The following is a 21,649-nucleotide window of genomic DNA, read 5'->3' on the forward strand; positions in this document are numbered from 1 at the left end:
ATCAAAAATTATCTTTAATTGCAAATTTATTCATAGATTATTTTTAAGTATTGTGTCTTTTTATTAAAAAAATATTTTTAACTTGGTCGATTTTCTTGACTCTATACGTAAATTACGGAAAACTTAAAATATGTGATAGTAAAGTACCTATCTATTATTAAATTTTGATAAGATTTTCATATTAATAAGGCAATCGCTCAAAATATCTATATAGACAGCGATATAACAAAAAAAGCGTGATTCTGTAAACTAATCTCTAGTTTTCAAGCGATCGCAGTTAGTTAATGTCAAACAAACGATGTGGCGCATATTCAATGGAAACATTAGAATTCATCATTTATCCCGATGGCAGGGTAAAAGAAACAGTTACAGGAATTGTTGGCTCGTCTTGTCAAGAGGTGACAGCAGCAATAGAAGCCCAGTTGGGTGTAGTGGTGGACCAAAAAACAAATGCCGACTATTACGCTCAAAACACAACCCAATCAACCACTGTAGCTACCCAGAGTAACTATAGCGATTGGTAATTTAACAGAAAATTTTTACAATATTTCTCTTTCAATTAAACCAAGGAACTTATATGTCACATTTCAGCAATATCAAAACAAAAATTCGTAATTTAGATTCTTTAAAATCTGCTCTTAACGATTTAGGTGTAGATTGGAAAAATGGCCCTGGGATTGTTAGAGGCTACAAAGGACAAACCAACAAGGCTGATGTGGTAGTAGAACAGGCTAATAACTATGATTTTGGTTTTAGTTGGAATGGTGGCGAATACGAATTAGTAGCAGACTTACAATATTGGCAACAGCCTCTTACCGTAGAGGGTTTCTTGCGTCAAGTAACTCAACGCTATGCTTACCATACTGTAGTTAATGAAACTGCCAACCAAGGATTTAATATCACCGAACAACAAAATAAAGAAGATGGTTCGATTCGTCTAGTCGTTCAACGCTGGAGTGCCTAATGTCCGATTTTTCTCCTACTGAGAAAAGCGGTTTTGAGCCAGAATTGGGCGGTATTCTGCGGAATGCTGCCGAAAAAACTGGTTTTGAACCAGAGTTGGGTGGGGTATGGCGACAAAAAGGAGTATATGTGGATGAAAATATCTGCATTGGCTGCAAACACTGTACCCACGTTGCAGCTAATACCTTTTATATCGAACCAGATCATGGACGCGCCAGGGTATTCAACCAAGACGGCGATACAGAAGAACTAGTGGAAGAGGCTAGAGATACTTGTCCTGTAAACTGCATTCATTGGCTTGACTACACTAAACTCAAGCAAATGGAAAGCGATCGCAAGTATCAAGTAATTCAAAGTTTGGCAATTCCGCCTAATATGAGGCGATCGCTAATCGATCAGAAAAAAAAGCGCGAGGAATCTTAATCGATTGGAATGATAGGTATTGTGTAAACCCGATGGTATAAAGCAATCGGGGTTGTTGTACTTTTTATTCAAAGTTTCTATCTGTTAGAATTTCACAGCCGTCTTTAGTTACCAATACAGTATGCTCGAACTGTGCCGATAAATTATTATCTGTTGTCACCACTGTCCAGCGATCGCGCAATATTCTAGTATGTTTAGAACCTGCATTAAGAATAGGTTCGATCGCCAGAGTCATTCCTGCTTTTAACTTTACATTGGGCATCCATTTAGTTCGGTAATTAAATACGGATGGTGCTTCGTGGAGATTTTTACCAACGCCGTGTCCCGTATAATTTTCTACTATACTATAACCGTGGGCTTTTACGTGGTCTTCGATCGCTCCTGCAATATCTAGTAAACGATTTCCTGCTTTAACCTGTTCTATACCCTTATATAAAGATTCTTCCGCTACTCGAATCAATTTAGCTGCATCTTGGGACACTTTCCCCACTGCAATAGTTATACAGGAGTCGCCATGAAACCCGTCACAAAAAGCACCCGTATCTACTTTCAAAACATCACCGCGACGAATTACTTTTTTCGGGTTGGGAATACCGTGTACGACTTCATTATTAATGCTGGCGCAAATAGAAGCAGGAAAGCCATAATAACCTTTGAAACTGGGAGTTGCTCCCATTTCTCTGATTCTTTGTTCGGCATATTCGTCGAGATCGGCGGTTGTCATCCCTGGTTTGGTTATATTTTGGATTTCCTTAAGCACTGTGGCGACAATCTTCCCCGAACGGCGCATTTTCTCAATTTCTGGGGCAGATTTGAGATGAATACCACGAGGGTTACGATCTAATATAGGAAGTCCATTAGATGTTTCGGAATCTAGTTTGTTTTTGGATTTAGGAAAAAGAAGATCGCTTAGAATATTCATTAAACAAAATAAATAGCTTTTTTAATATCTACAAAAAGTATATCGTTCAACAGAATTGTTTTATTTGCAATTGTTTAATTAAAACAATGTATAAAACGCATCAATAATTAACTTCTGTTGAGTTTTAGTAAGTTTAGCTACAAAATATATCTCTTAGTGCTGCCATCTTAGAGTAAAGCAAGCAAGCAAAGATATTAATGAAGAACTTGACATCATTTATACTTCCCTCAATTTTAGGTTTGGTAGCAGGAATTGGACATGGCATCACATCCCATCATCAGGAACTTCCTTTTTCCCTAGCAGATCAAGTAATTGAATCAGTACAAAGCGATCGCACTTTTAATTAATTGCAACTTTTTTAGTTTGAAGCGAAATTGGTTGAGGTATTCCATACCAAATAGCAGTATTGTAAAAAAGCACAATCCCTTAGTTGATTTGTGCTTGAATATTGCTAGCAACTTTTTAAAGAATATATGGAAACTACCGATATATCCCCTGCTATTTCTGGACAATGGGGCTTGGTAACAGTGCGTCAGTGGAAGAGAGAAGCTTTTTTAAGATATTTGGAAAATGATATTGAGAGTAAAAAGCTACAAGAGATTTTTTTAGAAATTGTCGAACCAGAAGATCCAGTTTATGAAAATATGGTTTTAATCCGTATTAGTAATTATGCTGAAGCCAGAGGTCATTTAAAACAGGTAGAAAACTTTCAAGACATTCAAAGATTAAAACCTACTGAAGCCAGTAGAATGCTTAATAAATAGACTTAATTATACAAGTAAGAAATTATTAATCGATTAAACGCTGTCGATCCCTTTTTGATAGAGTTTTTGAATTTTAGCAATCAATTTATTAAAAGCAGAGTTATTTCCGCGATCGCGAGGATCGAGATTTTGCATTTTAGTTAATAGGGAAGCTTCTGCTGTAGCTATATCATTATCGCAATAGATCAAAGTGCTAACGGCTGACAGTAGATTCTCATAGTCTTCTGTAGTAGGATCCGAACCTAAATATTCTCTTAATAAGTCATAACATCGATCAGTTGAGGCCAATTGACGAGTGGTTAATAAATCTTCTGGCAATTCTAAATTATGTTCTGCTGCTATTTTGGTCAAAAACTCTCTTTCTTGCGATTGAATTTCTCCATCAATCCAGGCTACTGCTACTAAGATTTTAAATAAGTCTCGATCGTTACTTTTGGCTAGTTGAGACATAGTTATCTATTTAATTTAATTTAATGTAATTTAGTTAATGTATTACTATCTAAATCTTAGAAAAGAATAAAAATATCCAAGCAGCAGGATCTGAATTTCTTATAGAAAATCAAAATAATTTCAAAAAAATACTTTTTTCTTTATATCACCACCAAACTTATATTGATTTATCAACTCAAAAAAACCAAAGAAGTTAGGGTCGCCCGATCGGGTTCAATCTAACTTCCTTAATCAAACTTGTGATTATTAGTAATTATTACTTTTCGTTAATAAATACTTCAGTCATTTGATAAGCTTCATCATCCGTAAATTGTTGGGGGGGATGCTTCATAAAATAAGCAGAAGGTGCGGTTAATACCCCGCCAATTCCTCTATCTAAGCCTACTTTACAACAGCGAACAGCATCAATTACTACCCCAGCAGAATTAGGAGAATCTTCCACAGAAAGTCTCATTTCCAAATTCATGGGAACATCGCCAAACAATTTACCTTCAATACGGATAAATGCCACTTTATTATCTTTCTGCCAAGGTACATAATCACTAGGACCTACGTGAATATCTTCATATTCAAGACGTTTGGCAATTACTCCTTGTACCGCTTCAGTTTTTGATTCTTTTTTAGAATCCAAGCGAGTGCGATCGAGCATATTACGAAAATCTGTGTTTCCACCCGTATTTAGCTGGTAAGTACGCTCGACTTTGACTCCACGTTTCTTACACAAATCTACTAAAGTTCTATGACTGATAGTAGCCCCAAATTGAGATTTGATATCGTCTCCAATAATGGGAATATTGTGGTGTTTAAATTTATCCGCCCACAATGGCTGACTGGCAATAAATACAGGAATGCAATTAACAAAAGCAACGCCTGCATCCAAAGCACATTCTGCATAGAATTCCACTGCTTCTTGGGAACCCACGGGAAGATAATTAATTAAAACTTCTGCACCAGATTGCTTGAGACTGTTGACAATTTGCTCTTTTGATTGTTCAGGGCGATCGCTCACGACAAAAGTGTATTTTTCATCAGCACCATTCATGTGGACTGCAACCCCATCTAGCAAAGCTCCCATTTCCACTGTAATCCCTGTATGAGGGACGCTTTCGCAAAAAACAGTCGTACAGTTGGGAGGAGCAAAAATAGCCTCAGCAACATCTTTTCCTACTTTACGTTGGTCAATGTCAAAAGCAGCGACTACTTCTAGATCGTAAGGCTTGTAGCCCCCGATATCCCAGTGCATTAAGCCGATGGCATCTGATGGCTGTTTGTCTTTGTAATATTCAATTCCTTGGATAAGCGAGCTAGAACAGTTACCTATCCCTACGATTGCAATTTTTATGCTCCCCACGATTTAACCTTCCTCCATTATTGGACTACATTATAGGGAAATCTTACAGTCATTGTTTAAAGAATAGTAAACGAATGGTAAATAATTCCACCATAGTAAATATTTTATTGGATAGATCTCTAAGCCAACCCCAGGAAATAGCTTATACTTTTTTAGCTGATGGTGAAAATGAATCGGGTAGCTGTACCTACGCAGAATTAGACCTCCAAGCAAAAGGGATCGCCGTTCAATTATTAACCAAAGTCAATCCAGGCGATCGCGCTTTGTTAGTTTATCCCTACACTGCTGGGTTAGAATTTATCGCTAGTTTTTTGGGCTGTCTCTATGCTGGAGTTGTTGCCGTTACTGACTATCCCCGACAACATATAAAATCCCTCAATCAGTATCAAGACCGTATTATCGATTGTCAAGCTGCGATCGCTTTAACTACCCAAGAATTTGTTGACCGAGTTAAGGGACAGTTAATATCTCATCCTGGTATGGCATTGAAGCTAAAAGCTTTACCCTGGATCGCTACAGACAAAGTTGACTTAAATTTGGCAGATAAATGGCAATTACCAGATATTAATCAAGATACTTTGGCTTACTTGCAATATACTTCTGGTTCGACAGGACAACCAAAAGGAGTCATGATCACTCATGGCAATATTATCCACAATTCCGAAGTGATTTATCAATCTTTTGGACATCACGACGACACTAGAATTTTAATGTGGCTGCCCATGTTTCATGATATGGGATTAATTGGTGGTGTAATGCAACCCCTTTATGCAGGATTACCTGCGGTATTGATGTCCCCCATCGCTTTAGCCCAGAAGCCTTTTCTTTGGTTGCAAGCCATATCCAAATATAAAATAACTACTAGCGGAGGGCCTAATTTTGCTTACGATTTATTATGTCAAAAAGTCACTGACGAGCAAAAAGCTAGTTTGGATTTGAGTAGTTGGCAAGTAGCTTTTAGTGGTGCAGAACCCGTAAGAGCAGAAACCTTGGAGAAATTCGCCGAACTATATAGACCTTGTGGCTTTCAAAAAGAAGCTTTTTATCCCTGTTATGGAATGGCTGAAGCCACATTATTCGTCACGGGGATAGATGCCTCAGAATATCCTACGATCACTTATTTGGATCGGAAAGCTTTAACTCAAGACAAGATTATAACTGTTGCAGCAGATCATCCCGATGCCAAAGCTGCGGTTAGTTGCGGTCATACTTGGTTGGGAGATGAAGTTATGATTGTCGATCCAGAAACTAAAGTTGAATGTGCGGATGACAGAGTAGGGGAAATTTGGACGAGAGGAAAAGGTATTGGTGTTGGTTACTGGCAAAGAGAAGAACAAACAGAGTCCACCTTTAAAGCAACCTTAGCCGATAATCCCGCTAAAACCTATTTACGTACAGGGGATTTAGGCTTTATTAAAAACCAAGAGCTTTATATCACAGGGCGGATCAAAGACATGATGATTCTTTGGGGGCGCAATCACTATCCCCAACATATCGAAGAGACAGTAGAAACTTGCCATCCTGCTTTACGTCCCAATCACGGTGCAGCCTTTAGCGTAGAAGTTGGAGGAGAAGAACAACTAGTTATCGCTCACGAAATCAATCGTACAGATCTGCGCAAGCTGAATGGGGAAGAAGTTATCGGGGCAATTCGTCTAGCGGTAGGGGAACAAAACCTAGCTAATGTCTTTGCCGTAGCTTTGCTAAAAACGGGCAGTATTCCTAAAACTTCTAGCGGTAAAATTCAACGACGTGCTTGTCAAAGTATGTTTCTCGATGGAAGTTTAAATACAGTAGCGCAATGGCAACAATCAGAAATTCCCGAAACTGATATTACTGACTTAGCAGGACAGTTTTTTAGCGAATAAACATATATTCATTTGGGTAAAAAAGAGGGCTATTTATAAAATTTACGGGTTTAGTTTTATCTAAAGCGATCGCTCCGCGAGCTTCGTTGAAACTAAACCCGTACTTATTTTAGATCGCATTTATAAAATGAATCTGAGCTATAATTGGTTGCTAAATTATTATTTTATAATTTAACTTTATTGAAAATCAAATAGCCAATTTAATGCCAGACAAAACCGTTTGAATTAATATATTCTTGCTTAAAATACATCATAAAATTTAAAGTTCATACTACGGGAAAGACAATTATTATCAACAAGTGCCTGATTTTTGCTTGCATATAAAAAATGCAACTCAATTTTTTAAAGCATATTAAGCGGTTATTAAATACTTATATCCAAAAAAAATGAACGACTTCAAACAAAATATTAATTTTGAAAACAAATATATTCATCAACTATTTGAAGAACAAGTTGAGAAAAATCCTCAAGCGATCGCAGTAACTTTTGGTGAACAACAATTAACCTATCAAGAATTAAATCAAAGAGCTAATATATTGGCTCGATACCTTCAATCTTTGGGAGTAAAGTCAGAAGTTTTAGTTGGTATTTGTGTCGAACGTTCTTTAGCCACAGTTATTGGGTTATTAGGCATCCTAAAAGCAGGAGGGGCATACGTACCAGTCGATCCAAATTATCCAGAAGAAAGAATCAGCTACATCTTACAAGATGCCAAAGTTGAGGTTATAATTACGCAACAACATTTATTAGAGAAATTACCTAAACTAGAAGCAGAAATTGTGTGTCTCGATGCAGATTTCAAGTCTAAAAATTTCAATTCGGAAAACATTAACTGCGATCGCTACAATATTCAAACCGAACGTTTGGCGTATGTTATTTATACTTCTGGTTCGACAGGAAAACCCAAAGGTGTTTTAATCGAACATCGAAATGTAACGCGATTATTTGCAGCGACTCAGCCTTGGTACAACTTCAACGATCGAGATGTTTGGACGCTGTTCCATTCCTATGCTTTTGATTTTGCAGTGTGGGAAATTTGGGGTGCGTTGTTAACTGGAGGTCGTTTAGTAGTCGTTCCTTACATAGTGAGTCGCACACCAAAATCTTTCTATGATTTGTTGGTCAAAGAAAAAGTAACTGTTCTCAATCAAACCCCATCAGCTTTCTATCAATTGATTCGAGCAGACGAACAATCCCATTCTCCAGCTCGACTAGATCTACGCTGGGTTATTTTTGGCGGGGAAGCCCTCAATTTAGCCAGTTTACAATCTTGGTTCGATCGACACGGCGACCAATATCCTCGCTTGGTCAATATGTACGGTATCACTGAAACAACCGTTCATGTCACTTATCGTCCGATAAATATTACCGATCTCAATAGTAATGCTAGCGTTATTGGCTGTTCCATACCCGATTTGCAAATTTACTTATTAGACGAAAATTGTCAACCAGTTCCTATCGGTGTTGAAGGAGAAATATATGTCGGTGGTGCGGGAGTAGCGAGAGGTTACTTGAATCGTCCTGAATTAACAGCCCAAAGATTTATTGCCAATTCTTTTGACAAACATCCCCAAGCACGACTTTATAAATCTGGCGATCTTGCTCGCTATCTAGAGAATGGAGATTTAGAATATCTCGGTCGTATTGACAAGCAAGTTAAAATTCGCGGTTTTCGGATTGAGTTAGGAGAAGTCGAGTCAACTTTAGTCCAACATCCTCAGATCGAACAATGCGCGATAATAACCAAAGAAGATTTTTCTGGAAGTAAAATATTAGCTGCATTCTTGGTAGCCAAACAAGATTTAATTCCTAGTATTAGGGAAATACGCAATTTCTTAAAACAAAAACTGCCAGACTATATGATTCCGACGACTTTTAATACTTTAGAAGTCTTACCTCTGACTTCTAATGGCAAAGTTGATCGTGGTGCTTTAGCAAATATTAATTCGACGGTATCGGAGACTTCTGCAACATATGTTGCTCCCAGGAATAAGTTAGAAACAGAGTTAGCAAAAATTTGGCAGCAAGTTTTAGGTATCAAACAAATTAGTATCAAAGATAGTTTTTTTAATTTAGGGGGACATTCTTTGTTGGCTATGAGTTTATTTGCCCAAATAGAAGAAAAGCTAGACATAAAAATACCCGAATCGACTATTTTTAAAGCTTCAACTATTGAAGAATTAGCTGGGTGTATAGAAGCTGAAAATTATAATCATAATTATTCTTTGATACCCATTCAAGCAAAGGGTTCTAAAGATCCTCTGTTTTGCATCCACGGAGGTGTGGGCGAGATTTTCTTGTACCGAGAAATAGCTAAATATATCGAGCCAGATCGACCAATATATGCTTTAGAACCTCTTGGATTTAACGATCGCACTGCCCCTTTAACCGACATTAAAGAAATGGCTGCACGTTACATTGAGGAAATACGAAAAGTTCAACCTGAGGGTTCTTATTTATTCTGCGGTTACTGTATTGGGGGAGTAATTGCCTGGGAAATGGCAAGACAACTAAAAGATCGTAACGAACGAATAGATTTACTGGCAATGATTGATTCTTACGTTAATTTTAAACCAGTATTACCCAGTGGTTTATCAAGACGATTGAATAAATTAATCCACTTCGATTTAAAAGAAAAAATAGACCGCCACGAAAATCTTGGTAAATGGTTTAAATTACAAATAATTCGCACCATTTGGCGTATTTATCCTCAAGCTTGGCTATTTTTTCCTCAAGCCTTAAGAGACAAATTTAAACAGGAATATTTTCACTATCTTAGTGTAAAAGCCCTCGATAAATATATTCCTGAAGTATACCGAGATCGCCTGAACGTCATCTTTTTTAGAGCAATATTGGGTAAAAGAGATAAATCATCTGCTAACAAAAACCAATTTTTATCTATGCCCTATGTTTGGAATAGTTTGATCGAAGATAATGTCAAGTTTATTGATATTAATGCCAATCATCACGATATTGTCTATCAAGAAATTCATCTCAAAAAGATAGCAGAAAAACTATCCACAGCATTAAATAATCTCTAAATTGTTACTTGCTAAAAAAATCCTGTTGATATAGATGTTTTACTATGACCGCATCGGTAAGATTGTATTGTAGGGGCGTAATCGTAATATAGCGATCGCGAATAGCCTGTACGTCAGTCAGAATGTGAGGGGGCAAATTAACATCTTCTGGCTGTTCGATATCTTCGATAATTTCTCCTTCGAGCCAATAATAACTTTTTCCCCGAGGATCGAATCTTTTGGCAAACTTTTCAATGTAGCGACGCAAACCCTGACGAGTAACTGCTACTCCAGCTATCTCTGAAGTGGCTACAGGAGGAACGTTAACGCTTAATAAAGGTGGCTTGGGATAATCTGTACCCGATAGCTTTTCTAATAGCTTTAAAGCAAAATCTGCTGCGGGTTGAAACTCAAAAGCCGAAAAACTAGCCAAACTAAATGCCACGCTAGGAATTCCTTCTAAGACTCCCTCCATTGCTGCCGATACCGTCCCCGAATACAAGACATCAGTTCCCAAATTAGGGCCGTGATTGATGCCCGAAAACACAAAATCAGGACGAGTTTGCATTACCGCACTCAGGGCAAATTTTACACAGTCAGCAGGAGTCCCCGAACAAGACCAAGCGATCGCGCGATCGTCGAAAACATAATCAACTTCTTTGGCTCTAATCGGATGATGTAAAGTCAAACCATGTCCAGTAGCAGAGCGTTCGCGATCAGGACATACCACCGTTACTTGATGTCCAGCTTGTGCCAGAGTATCGGCTAAGGTACGAACTCCTACCGCAAAGATACCATCATCGTTACTAATTAAAATATTACTCATCGATTGATAATTAGATTGAGTTCGATCGAAATGAATCGATTGTTTAAAGAGAAAGTAAAGATTTTTAATTTAGCACGTCCAACGAGATTGAATTATTAACAATGAAGACGGGTATTAATTAACAACAGTAATTTCTGTTTATTTTTAGTTGTTTACAAAAAGCGCAAAAAACTGTATATAGAGTAATATGAGCTAAATATTATGGATCTAACGCTATATGTAGTAAAACTTGAGTTATAGTAGAAGACCAGAACAGTTAGTTTTAGTCTCACATGCAGCCAACTCTACCGTTAACCAGTAATCTTCAATCTACAGCCAATCCCGACCAAGAAACCTTAACAACTAGACTTAAGCAACAGCCCAACAAGACTACAGGAAATGAGACGGCTAATAAGTCTTCTTTGATACCAGAATCAAAAACTGATGTTAACTCTTCAAAAACATCATCTTTAGCCTTGTTAGAAGAAAGTGAGGCGATGGGGGCTGGGGAAACTTGCTCTGATATTCAGGTAGTTAGAAGAGATGGTTCTCTTACATCTTTAGACGTTGCTAAAATTCGCTCTGTCGTTGAGTGGGCTTGTGCAGGATATAACGTTAACTCGATCGCTTTGGAAGCAGGATTGACTACTAGGCTGCGCCACGGTATTAGTACTAGAGATATTCAAGATAATTTAATTGATTGTGCTTTGGGGATGTGTAGCCCAGACGAACCAGAATGGCGATATGTAGCAGGTAGACTGCACGTCTGGAGTTTGTGGAAAGATACTCAAGTGCGCCGTGGATTTGCTTATGGTAACTACGATCACGCGGTTCAATCTCAGGTAGATCGAGAGCGTTACGATCGCGCGATCCTCAAATATTCTCAAGCAGAATTAACCGAAGCAGGAACGTGGATCAATCCTGACTGGGATAAGGATTATGATTATGCTGGGGCGGTTTTATTAACTAAGCGGTATTTGTTAACTAATGAATTGCCTCAAGAAGCTTTTCTTACCTGTGCTTTGTTGCTCGCTTCCACTGAAAAACCAGAAGTGAGATTGACTATTGCTAGAAAATTTTATGAAGCGATCGCAACTCGGAAGATTTCTTTGGCTACGCCTATTTTAGCTAATTTGAGAATTCCCAATGGCTCTTTGAGTAGTTGTTTTATTATCGCCATGGACGATAACTTAGAAAGCATTTTTGAAGAAATTACCAATGCAGCCCGTATTTCCAAAAATGGCGGTGGTGTTGGGGTTAATGTCAGTCGCATTCGTGCTACTGGTAGTTGGGTAATGGGTAAAGATAATGCTTCTGGGGGAGTTATTCCCTGGATCAAGTTGCTCAACGATACGGCGATCGCTGTTAACCAAGGAGGAAGAAGGGCTGGTGCGGTAACAATCGGTTTGGATATTTGGCATCTAGACGTACCTGAGTTTCTGGAGATGCAAGCAGAAAATGGCGATCGCCGTCGTAAAGCTTATGATGTCTTTCCTCAGTTGGTTATCACCGATGAATTTATGCGTCGGGTACAAAATAAGCAAAAATGGACTCTGGTAGATCCTTATGAAGTCAAGGAAAAACTAGGCATCGACCTAGCTGAAAAATGGGGAGATGGTTTTGAAGCAGCATATGCGGAAATTGAAGCAGAGTTAGATCGAAAAATTACTCTTTACAAGCAAGTAGATGCTCGCGAATTATTCAAGCACATCATGCGGAGTCAGGTAGAGACAGGAATGCCTTATTTAGCGTTCAAAGATACTATCAACCGCGCCAACCCCAATAAACATGAAGGATATATCCCTGGGGTTAATCTTTGCTGTGAAAGCTTTAGTAACGTCAAACCAGGCTTAGAGGCACATTGTTGCAATCTAGTATCTCTCAATTTAGCTAATCTAGATGAATCGGAAATAGCCGAAGTATCTCAGTTAGCTGTCAGAATTCTCGATAATACTATCGATCTTACCCAGCCTCCTTTTACCGATAGTAAAACTCACAACGATAAATATCGCACTATCGGGGTAGGCTGTATGGGACTAGCAGATTGGCTAGCCAAACGCCACTTGGGCTATCAAAGCTTGACAGAAATTAGCAGTCTGTTTGAAGAAGTAGCTTATTGGTGTACTTTTGCTTCGATGGAATTGGCTAAAGAGCGGGGTGCTTATGCTGCATTTCCTGGTAGCGAGTGGAGTAAAGGGAAATTGTTGGGTTCAAAAACTGTCGCAGAAATAATAGCCATATCCCAGAATAGCGATCGCTTCTTACGACAGTCACCTACGGAGGGAAACTCTCCCGCAATGCCGTCGCGCTGGTTGCAACTATCTCAAGATGTAAAAACTTACGGTATTCGTAACTCCCATATTACCGCGATCGCTCCTAATACATCTTCTTCCTTAGTACAAGGTTGTACTGCTAGTATTTTGCCCGTCTACAGCAAGTTCTTTTATGATAAATGGGCTAAAGGTACAGTACCCATTGCACCGCCCTTTATTCAAGAATGCTTCTGGTTTTATCGCGAAAACAAAAGCCTAGATCAAAAAGTTGTCGTCAAAGCTGTAGCTACCATGCAGCAGTGGATCGATACGGGTATTTCGATGGAATTATTATTTAACCTCAATCAGGGTGTCTATTTCCCCGAAGAGCCAGAAAGAGCAGTTAAAGCTAAAGATATCTTTGATACCTTAGTTATGGCGTGGTCGGAAGGTTGCAAAGCTGTCTATTATGTCCGTACCGTGCAGAAAGACGACTTCAAAGAAAGAAGTGATGAAGGTTGTGCTGCTTGTGCAAATTAATATTTGCATTAGTTTAAAAGCTATTAATTAAAGAGTTGTTCGCAAAAAGTTTTCGCGAACAACTCTGGGTGGAATTCAATCATTATCATTAATGGTTAGTTATTGATAACAAAATAGCACCAACACTCATCAGCGATCCCCTTAATCTGTTTGATTTTTACTATCAAATGGCAACATTCATAAAACACTGCTAAACTCCGCAATTGCGTTTAATTTCAGAAATGCGATCGCCAGAGTTATTAGTTTGATAAGCAGTTAAAATAACCTCTCCTTTTTCTGTTACTTGAATTCCTCTGGCTGGTTGAATTTCACCTTGACTAGTAGTTATTGGTTGGGGAATAGCAAAGACAGTTTCATCCACTTCGCCATCAACAATTACACCAGCAGAATTTAGAGGTAAGCCTGGCAAGGGTATAATGCCACCTTTGCCTTTGATAGTAAAACTATTTTGGGTAGTAATAGCTCTATTCGTACTGCAAGATTGGGCGACTGTTTCTCCCGACTCAACTACATTGTTAGGTAATTCTGTAACCCCTTGGATGGGATTGAAGTTTAAAATATTCACATTGACAGTACCATCCAAGCTAAATTGGGAACTAGCATTGATATCATTAGTTCCAGGATTTTGCGATCGCGATTGTATACCTAGTAGTGATTCGGTATTAATATTAATATTTCCCCCCAAACCATTTTCAGCACTAGCCAAAATATCATTGTCACCGTTGGGAAAAGCAATGATAAACCTGCTGTCAATATTCAAGTTACCACCATTAGCATCGTTAAATGCTTCTGCTGAGATCGAACTACTATTGTTGAGAGTGAGATTGTCGGCAATGTCTAAAGTAATTATGCCACCCTGACCAAATCCAGTAGATGCAGAGATATTCGCATTATTATCTAATTCTAAAGCTTGACTGGCTAAGAAAATATTTCCGCCACTTCCTGTACCTTGGCTGCCAACATCAATTTGAGCGTCGTTAGAAATAATAAAGTTCTGCGGTTTGCTTTCGAGAATTTGACCGATGTTTATATTTCCTCCATTACCACTGGCACTTTCAGTAGCATTGGCATAGATACCACTGGAGGAGTTTTGTAGATCGTTGGATAATTGTTCCGACTCGGGAAATTCGACTAGAGGGGAGGAAGCTTGAACACTATTATCGAGGGTAGCGCGATCGCTAATATTGAGATTAATATTACCTGCATTTCCCCTACCAGCAGTAGCAGCAAAAATTTTTCCTCCACTAATAAAGTCTAGAGTTTGGGCGTTAACAATAATCGAACCGCCGTCGAAATCATTAGCAGTAAAAGCATTAATAAAAGCATTTTCCGAAAGATTCAGGCGATCCACGTTGAGAGTGATATTTCCTGCTTCCCCCACACTACCCTCAACGGTGTTAGAAGAAATAAATGCCACATCGCCCATGACAAGTTCCCCTGCATTGATTTCAATTGTTCCCCCCATTCCCTCAGAATCTTCTCTAGTCAAACCTGCAACTACCTGGGATGGAAAACCATTTTCTTCCCTACCTTCTAGTAACACTCGTTCTGCTGCATTAATGACAATGCTACCGCCGTTTCCTTGGGCCTGAGAGTCAGCCAAAATCAGATTACCGTTGGTAGAAAGTAAAGATCCGCCAGTAGTAATATTAATATTCCCCGCATTCCCCACAGCACCACTCCGCGTTTGGGATTGAATTTGGCTTCCGTTGTCGAGATTAATATTTCCAGTTATATCAACAGTAATATTTCCCGCATCGCCTTGTGCAGTAGTATCTGCAAGCAATTGAGCATTATTAATTAAATTTAATTCTCCAGCAGTCAAAGATATATTGCCACCATTGCCAGTAGTCTGACTAGTCTCATTGCTGTCTACTAAACTAATAATCTGACCGTTATCTAAAGAAATAGCTTCTATCACATCGATATTAATATTTCCTGCATTACCAGCACCTTTGGTATCTGCCAAAATCAATGAACCGCCCTGAGCTTCCAAAGAATTAGCGGTAATGTTAATATCTCCCCCATTTCCTACTGCACCTTCTTGTACTTGAGCCAGAATCAATCCCGTTTGATCTAAGAAAATATCCCCTGCAATATTGAGAGTAATATCTCCTGCATCTCCCCCTACACCACTGTTGTCTACTAAGACAGCTCCTTTATCTATTAAAGTCAGCGAATCTGCTGTAATATTTACTTCTCCTGCATTACCATTTCCTGCTTGTTGTACTTGACTAAAAGAGCCACTTATTACTACATTATCTGTCCCACCGCCAAAAGCTGGTACAGGGGTGACTCCTTGTCCAATGTATGACACTTCTCCTGTTGCATTAATATTAACCGTTCCCCCATTGCCTTGGGCGATACTAGTCGTAATAATCCTCGCTCCATTAGTCAAGGTTAGGGTATCGGTATTAATATCGATTATTCCTGCATTACCGACTACTCCGCTAACATCTAATTCTTCTGATTCTGAAGCGACATTAGTCAAGCCAACGTTGCTATAAATTCCCGTAAACTCAAAGTCTAAAGTAATATCTCTTGCGGTAACGCTAATATTCCCCGCATCTCCTACACCGAATGTAGTTGCGGTAATAGCAGAACCGCTATTTAAGTTTAAAGTGTCAGTAATAAGGTTAATATTACCTGCCCTACCAGTACCCAAATTATCAGCACGGATTAAAGAATTATTTTCAGCAGAAAAAGCAACACTGTTGATATTAATAGTACCGGCCAGAACATCTGCCGAGCCTAAACCTTCCCCAATATTAGCTAGAAATAGGCTTTCTTTTGTTAATTCTAAATTGTTGGCATTAATTGTAATTAAACCGCCTCCATCACCACTGACATCTACTATTGCGTTGTTTGATAGAGAGATATTAGAACGCCCAACCCCATCGCTAAAGCTGAAATTACCATCGGCATCAATACCGATTTCTCCTGCTGCGGATAAACCCCCCAGATTGATTATTCCTTCTGGTGCGGTTAATCTTCCACCATTAAAAGTTACGTCGCCACCTAAAAGACTAATATTATTACCAGCATTAACCTCTAAACCCCTACCTAGAGAATTATTGATAATCTCTCCTGGTTCGTCGCGAAAACCCAGACCAATAGGTGCGTTAATGGTTAAAATTGGATTTACTTGAGTATCCGTAGCACTAAATTCGATCCCATCGGGAAACAAAATACTATTACTCGTACTGCCTAAAAATGAACCGCCAATATCCAGTCTGGCATTCTGCCCAAAGATAATACCTGCGGGGTTAATTAAAAATAAATCTGCATTACCATTATTGCGAATTATGCCATCAATATTGGATATATTTCCTCCCGTAACGCGAGAAAAGATCTTAGAGATACTATCCGTATTATTAAAGAAAGCCGTCTCTCCTGTGGGTACGGAAAAGTCTTGAAAGCTATGAAAAAGATTGCCTCCTTGAGTGTTTCCCCCCGTTATTGTTGAAACATTACCATTGCGATCTACTTGGGTATTAACGGTATTGTCTGGGGCGATCTGAGCTTGAGCGATCTTACTGGTAGTCAGCAAACATCCGAAAGTACAAAGAGAAAATGGTAAGAGAGAAGATAGTTTCAGCACGATATGGTAGAGAGATATAAAAAGCTTGGTTTCAAAAATGCTACCATTTCTAGTTGAAATTATTAACTGATGTTACAAGTTAAATTGTTGTTTTGAAGCGATATAATTAGACAAATTAAACTAAAGCCTATTTTTTATAAGGGTTTCAAGGTATTTAATATAAAACGACACTATTTTGTTGCAACGACAAATAATTAGTTAATGTGCATACGAACGAGCAATTATGTCCAACCTGAAAGGAAAAGTGGTACTAGTTACGGGGGCGACGCGGGGAGTTGGCAAGGGAATTGCGATCGCATTGGGAGAAGCAGGGGCGACAGTATATATTACAGGAAGGAGTTTAGAGTCCTCTGGGAAAGAATTATCGGGGAGTCTGGCTGAAACTCAAACAGCTATTGAAGAAGTTGGGGGTAAATGTATTCCCGTACAGGTAGATCATAGTGATGACGAACAAGTGCGCCAACTTTTCGATCGCATTCAAACCGAACAAAAACAATTAGATTTGTTGGTCAATAATGTCTTTTCAGGAGTACGGGCAATTAGGGATGCTTATGGTAAGCCTTTTTGGCAAGCCGAACCCGAACTTTGGGATACGATTAATAATGTGGGTTTGCGGAGTCATTATGTTGCCAGTATCTACGCTGCTAGATTGATGAGCAAACAGAATACAGGAATTATTTGTACGATTTCTTCTTGGGGTGGCTTGTCTTATATCTTCGGTGCAGCTTATGGTGCGGGAAAATCGGCTTGCGATCGCTTGTCGTCGGATATGGCAGAAGAACTCAAACCAGATAATATTGCATCTATCTCTATTTGGCCTGGTATTGTCGGTACAGAACAATTAACAGATTTTGCAACCGAAACCGATACAAATACTGTTGAGGGTGCTTGGGCGGATGGTTATAACTGGGAAACTCCCTTGTTAACAGGAAGAGCGATCGCAGCTTTAGCCAGCGATCCTAATGTGATGGAATACACGGGCAAGATGCAGATCGTCGCCGAACTAGCCGAGAAATATAATTTAGTAGATCGAGATGGCAATCGCCCTGTATCTTTGCGTTCCTTGCGTTTCGTACTTCCTTTTGCTATTCCTGCTTTTAGGAAATATGCCAAGTTAATTCCTAATCTAAAATTGCCTTGGATCTTATTGCTTTGGGGAATGTTGAGATCGCCTAAAATTCATTAAATAAACTGCATCTAGTTTGAAACCAGGAGTTTTAAATTTTCATTCCGCACGTCAAAATGTAATATATTAACCCACCTTCTGCACGTCAGTTTATAATATGCGAAGTAATATAGTTTTTGTGATTATCGGCGATCGCATTACTGAAGAAGTTAATACTTGGCGATCGCTATTGCTACTGCATCAGATCCAGGAGACGATTCAAAAAGAGAAAGTAGTCTGTAATAATCCCACTATAATTGAAGGTTGGTTGCATCGTCGTATAGTTAACCTGACTGAGATGAAGTGGTCTGAGCTTGGCTGAAAAGTAGTATTCGTTGATCCTCGTGGCACTAGCAGCAATGCTTATGATGGCAGCGGTAAAGTAAAACGAAGTAGTAAAAACTACGAACAAGCCATATTCAGTAGTGGTAAAAAGTACAATTGTGACTTGTCTGCTAGCTACAATATTGGCGCAAGATTTATTTATAAACTCTGTGGTGGAAACAGCCCAAAGGACTTACAAGGCAAAAGTTCCTGTAAGTCACTGAGAAGTCCAGTTACCCTTTCGATATTATGGAGGTTGCCACCTTCTAATATTGTAGAGCAGGATACTCAGTCCTCGCGTCAGCAGGGCTGAGAGACTTCATGACAGTACAATAGGTACAATAGACAACATAAAGATGTTATTACCACAGACCTGTACGGTAACCCACACTAAGAAAACCGTTGCCATAGGTAACCAACTTTAGCTAGATTAGCACTCGGATGGTGAGAGTGCTAATCTAATAAAAGACGACTTTCACGCCTCGAAGAAACATTTAACCACAAGCGTCTAGATTATCTGGAGAATTTTGCATGGCAGCTATTAGTATCAACGTTACAACTGTAAAACCATTAGGCGATCGCGTATTTATCAAAGTCAGCGCAGCTGAAGAACAAACTGCTGGCGGAATCATCTTACCCGATGCAGCTAAAGAAAAACCTCAGGTAGGTGAAGTAGTTGGAGTTGGCCCTGGCAAACCCAAAGATGATGGCGGTCACACTCCTTTAGAAGTAAAAGTTGGCGATAAAGTCCTTTATTCCAAATACGCTGGGACTGACATCAAACTAGGTGGCGAAGATTATGTATTGCTATCTGAAAAAGATATTCTAGCAGCAGTTGCCTAGCTCATAAATTGATTAATAATTGATGTGACAGCTAATAAAACATCAAGAATTTAAACTATTCACCCTTCGTTATTTCATCACAAGCAAATCAAGTTTTATGGCTAAATCTATAATCTATAACGACGAAGCTCGTCGCGCTTTAGAAAAAGGAATCGATCTACTGGCTGAAGCGGTAGCAGTCACTCTCGGTCCCAAAGGACGTAATGTAGTCCTCGAAAAAAAATTTGGCGCGCCCCAAATTGTCAATGATGGAATAACCATCGCCAAAGAAATTGAATTAGAAGATCACATCCAAAATACAGGCGTATCCCTAATTCGTCAAGCTGCTTCCAAAACAAACGATGTTGCAGGAGACGGTACTACCACTGCGACAGTACTAGCTCACGCCATCGTTAAAGAAGGTCTGCGCAACGTAGCAGCAGGGGCAAACCCCATTGCCATCAAGCGTGGTATTGATAAAGCAATTGAGTTTCTTGTCGGCAAAATCGAAGAACAAGCTCAACCTGTAGGAGATTCTAAAGCGATCGCTCAGGTAGGAACAATTTCTGCGGGTAACGACCAAGAAGTTGGCGATATGATTGCTTTGGCGATGGATAAAGTCGGTAAAGAAGGAGTAATTTCTCTAGAAGAAGGTAAGTCCATGACTACCGAATTAGAAATTACTGAAGGGATGCGTTTTGATAAAGGTTATGTATCTCCTTACTTTGTAACCGATACAGAGCGTATGGAAGCTGCTTTAGAAGAGCCTTACATCTTGATTACCGACAAGAAAATAAACTTAGTACAGGATTTAGTACCCGTACTAGAACAAGTTGCTCGTGCAGGCAAGCCTTTGGTAATTATTGCCGAAGACATCGAGAAAGAAGCTCTAGCTACACTAGTAGTTAACCGTTTGCGCGGTGTCTTGAATGTGGCTGCCATTAAAGCTCCTGGTTTCGGCGATCGTCGCAAGCAAATGCTGGAAGATATTGCAGTCTTAACTGGCGGTCAGGTAATTTCTGAAGATGCTGGTCTCAAATTAGAGACGGCTAAAGTAGAAATGCTGGGTACTGCTCGTCGCATTAATATTACTAAAGACAGCACTACTATCGTTGCAGAAGGTCACGAAGAAGGAGTCAGAAAACGCTGCGAACAAATTCGTCGTCAAATGGAAGCGAGCGAATCTTCCTACGATAAAGAAAAGTTACAAGAGCGTCTGGCTAAACTTTCTGGTGGTGTTGCTGTAATTAAAGTCGGCGCAGCAACGGAAACTGAAATGAAAGATCGAAAATTGCGTTTAGAAGATGCAATCAACGCGACTAAAGCAGCAGTAGAAGAAGGTATTGTTCCTGGTGGCGGTACTACTTTGGCTCACCTTGCTCCTAGCTTAGATGAATGGGCAAAAGCTAATCTTAAAGATGAAGGATTAACTGGTGCGACTATTGTAGCCCGTGCTTTGACTGCTCCTTTGAAAAGAATTGCCGAAAACGCTGGTCAAAACGGTGCTGTAGTGGCAGAAAGAGTCAAAGAAAAAGAGTTAAGCATTGGTTATAATGCAGCTACAAACGAATATGTCAATATGTTTGAAGCTGGTATTGTTGACCCTGCCAAAGTAACTCGCTCTGCATTACAAAATGCTGCTTCTATTGCAGGAATGATCTTAACTACTGAGTGTATTATCGTAGATAAACCAGAAAAAGATAAAGGTGCTGCTAGTGGCGGTGCTGGTGACTTTGATTATTAGAATCTTTAAGCTTATAGCTTGATAAGTCATAAAAGAGCTGTCCTGCAAATTTACGGGACAGCTTTTTGTTTTGCCTTTACTTTTTAAGAATGATACATCTAGTTTTTGGTCGCATGATCAAACCATCCTGTTCAAATTGATTTAGAATTTTTGTGACGGTAATTCTAGTCGTACCCAAGGCATTTGCTAATTCTTGATGGGTTAATTTAAAGTCGATTAATTTTCCGTAGCTAACTATTCGACCAAATTTGCTTGCCAGCCAGGTTAAAAGCAACCACAGACGTTGAGAAACTTTAGTATTGCGTACAATATAAATTAACTGTTGGGTTTGTTGCTGACAATAGATCATTTCTCTAGATAAACTTCCCCATTGAATGCGAGGAATTGCGATCGCTTTAACATCGCTTAGGCATCTCATTATATAAGGATCAACCTTTGATAAAGAATTTCCCACCACATCTTTGTTTCCCCAAAAGCCCAAAGTAATCGATGTACCATTTTGACCCTGGGTAAAGGTTTTGACTACCCCGCTAGTAATTAACCATAAGTAATCTACTTCTGTTGGTAGTTGCTCTCCGTCAAGAAAAAATGTTGTATTTTGTTGGCTTATTAGAGTTTGCATTAATTTATGATCG

General features: G+C 39.2%; 17 protein-coding genes and 1 pseudogene. 12 read left to right on the forward strand and 6 right to left on the reverse strand.

Annotated features, from left to right (window positions below):
• The first annotated feature begins 314 nt into the window (after positions 1-314).
• The 3 genes from I4641_RS04260 to I4641_RS04270 are packed head-to-tail and all read left to right on the forward strand — an operon-like array spanning position 315 to position 1,386.
• Positions 315-524: a DUF2997 domain-containing protein gene (locus I4641_RS04260; protein ID WP_369426719.1), complete on the forward strand. Its 210-nt coding sequence runs from the start codon at positions 315-317 to the stop codon at positions 522-524.
• Between the two features lie 53 nt (positions 525-577).
• Positions 578-964 carry a DUF1257 domain-containing protein gene (locus I4641_RS04265; RefSeq protein ID WP_229639225.1) on the forward strand — a complete coding sequence of 129 codons (387 nt, stop codon included), beginning with the start codon at positions 578-580 and terminating at the stop codon, positions 962-964.
• The gene (locus I4641_RS04270) at positions 964-1,386 is read left to right on the forward strand and encodes a ferredoxin (RefSeq protein WP_229639226.1); all 423 of its coding nucleotides are present in this window, start codon (positions 964-966) and stop codon (positions 1,384-1,386) included. Before I4641_RS04265 ends, I4641_RS04270 begins: the two co-directional genes overlap by 1 nt.
• Before the next feature lie 64 nt (positions 1,387-1,450).
• On the opposite strand, the gene map is transcribed toward I4641_RS04270, so the two are convergent.
• Positions 1,451-2,308, reverse strand: a complete 858-nt coding sequence (gene map / locus I4641_RS04275) for a type I methionyl aminopeptidase (RefSeq protein ID WP_229639227.1) — start codon at positions 2,306-2,308, stop codon at positions 1,451-1,453.
• 197 nt (positions 2,309-2,505) lie between these two features.
• Here map and I4641_RS04280 point away from each other — a divergent pair, with 197 nt between their 5' ends.
• On the forward strand, positions 2,506-2,655 hold the full coding sequence (locus I4641_RS04280) for a hypothetical protein (RefSeq protein WP_229639228.1): 150 nt from the start codon (positions 2,506-2,508) through the stop codon (positions 2,653-2,655).
• A 126-nt stretch (positions 2,656-2,781) separates the two neighbouring features.
• On the forward strand, positions 2,782-3,072 hold the full coding sequence (locus I4641_RS04285) for a hypothetical protein (RefSeq protein WP_229639229.1): 291 nt from the start codon (positions 2,782-2,784) through the stop codon (positions 3,070-3,072).
• Between the two features lie 33 nt (positions 3,073-3,105).
• Here I4641_RS04285 and I4641_RS04290 read toward each other — a convergent pair whose 3' ends face one another.
• On the reverse strand, positions 3,106-3,522 hold the full coding sequence (locus tag I4641_RS04290; protein ID WP_229639230.1) for a tellurite resistance TerB family protein: 417 nt from the start codon (positions 3,520-3,522) through the stop codon (positions 3,106-3,108).
• A gap of 256 nt (positions 3,523-3,778) precedes the next feature.
• A complete protein-coding gene (locus tag I4641_RS04295) occupies positions 3,779-4,873 on the reverse strand; it encodes an inositol-3-phosphate synthase (RefSeq protein WP_229639231.1) in 1,095 nt (364 codons plus the stop codon).
• A 74-nt stretch (positions 4,874-4,947) separates the two neighbouring features.
• Here I4641_RS04295 and I4641_RS04300 point away from each other — a divergent pair, with 74 nt between their 5' ends.
• Both I4641_RS04300 and I4641_RS04305 read left to right on the forward strand, forming a co-directional pair.
• Complete coding sequence (locus tag I4641_RS04300; protein ID WP_229639232.1) at positions 4,948-6,741, forward strand: fatty acyl-AMP ligase; 1,794 nt, start codon at positions 4,948-4,950, stop codon at positions 6,739-6,741.
• Positions 6,742-7,157: 416 nt separating this feature from the next.
• Positions 7,158-9,782, forward strand: a pseudogene (locus I4641_RS04305) (non-ribosomal peptide synthetase); the annotation flags it as partial.
• Between the two features lie 4 nt (positions 9,783-9,786).
• Here I4641_RS04305 and surE read toward each other — a convergent pair.
• Complete coding sequence (gene surE / locus I4641_RS04310) at positions 9,787-10,587, reverse strand: 5'/3'-nucleotidase SurE (RefSeq protein ID WP_229639234.1); 801 nt, start codon at positions 10,585-10,587, stop codon at positions 9,787-9,789.
• 476 nt (positions 10,588-11,063) lie between these two features.
• Between surE and I4641_RS04315 the strand changes: the two genes are divergently transcribed.
• A complete protein-coding gene (locus I4641_RS04315; protein WP_369426720.1) occupies positions 11,064-13,358 on the forward strand; it encodes a ribonucleoside-diphosphate reductase subunit alpha in 2,295 nt (764 codons plus the stop codon).
• 190 nt (positions 13,359-13,548) lie between these two features.
• Here the strand turns inward: I4641_RS04315 and I4641_RS04320 are convergent, their stop codons facing one another.
• Complete coding sequence (locus tag I4641_RS04320) at positions 13,549-16,959, reverse strand: two-partner secretion domain-containing protein (protein ID WP_229639236.1); 3,411 nt, start codon at positions 16,957-16,959, stop codon at positions 13,549-13,551.
• A 223-nt stretch (positions 16,960-17,182) separates the two neighbouring features.
• Between I4641_RS04320 and I4641_RS04325 the strand changes: the two genes are divergently transcribed.
• From I4641_RS04325 to groL, 4 genes are all read left to right on the forward strand, one after another.
• Positions 17,183-18,145 carry an SDR family NAD(P)-dependent oxidoreductase gene (locus I4641_RS04325; RefSeq protein WP_229639237.1) on the forward strand — a complete coding sequence of 321 codons (963 nt, stop codon included), beginning with the start codon at positions 17,183-17,185 and terminating at the stop codon, positions 18,143-18,145.
• A 97-nt stretch (positions 18,146-18,242) separates the two neighbouring features.
• Positions 18,243-18,446, forward strand: a complete 204-nt coding sequence (locus I4641_RS04330) for a hypothetical protein (protein ID WP_229639238.1) — start codon at positions 18,243-18,245, stop codon at positions 18,444-18,446.
• Between the two features lie 533 nt (positions 18,447-18,979).
• The gene (gene groES / locus I4641_RS04335) at positions 18,980-19,291 is read left to right on the forward strand and encodes a co-chaperone GroES (RefSeq protein ID WP_229639239.1); all 312 of its coding nucleotides are present in this window, start codon (positions 18,980-18,982) and stop codon (positions 19,289-19,291) included.
• Positions 19,292-19,388: 97 nt separating this feature from the next.
• Positions 19,389-21,014 carry a chaperonin GroEL gene (gene groL, locus I4641_RS04340; protein WP_229639240.1) on the forward strand — a complete coding sequence of 542 codons (1,626 nt, stop codon included), beginning with the start codon at positions 19,389-19,391 and terminating at the stop codon, positions 21,012-21,014.
• A 76-nt stretch (positions 21,015-21,090) separates the two neighbouring features.
• On the opposite strand, the gene I4641_RS04345 is transcribed toward groL, so the two are convergent.
• Positions 21,091-21,636 carry a Crp/Fnr family transcriptional regulator gene (locus I4641_RS04345; protein ID WP_229639241.1) on the reverse strand — a complete coding sequence of 182 codons (546 nt, stop codon included), beginning with the start codon at positions 21,634-21,636 and terminating at the stop codon, positions 21,091-21,093.
• Between the last annotated feature and the right edge of the window lie 13 nt (positions 21,637-21,649).

Origin of the sequence: Waterburya agarophytonicola KI4 (genome assembly GCF_020640915.1) — a bacterium.
Taxonomy (GTDB): domain Bacteria; phylum Cyanobacteriota; class Cyanobacteriia; order Cyanobacteriales; family Xenococcaceae; genus Waterburya; species Waterburya agarophytonicola.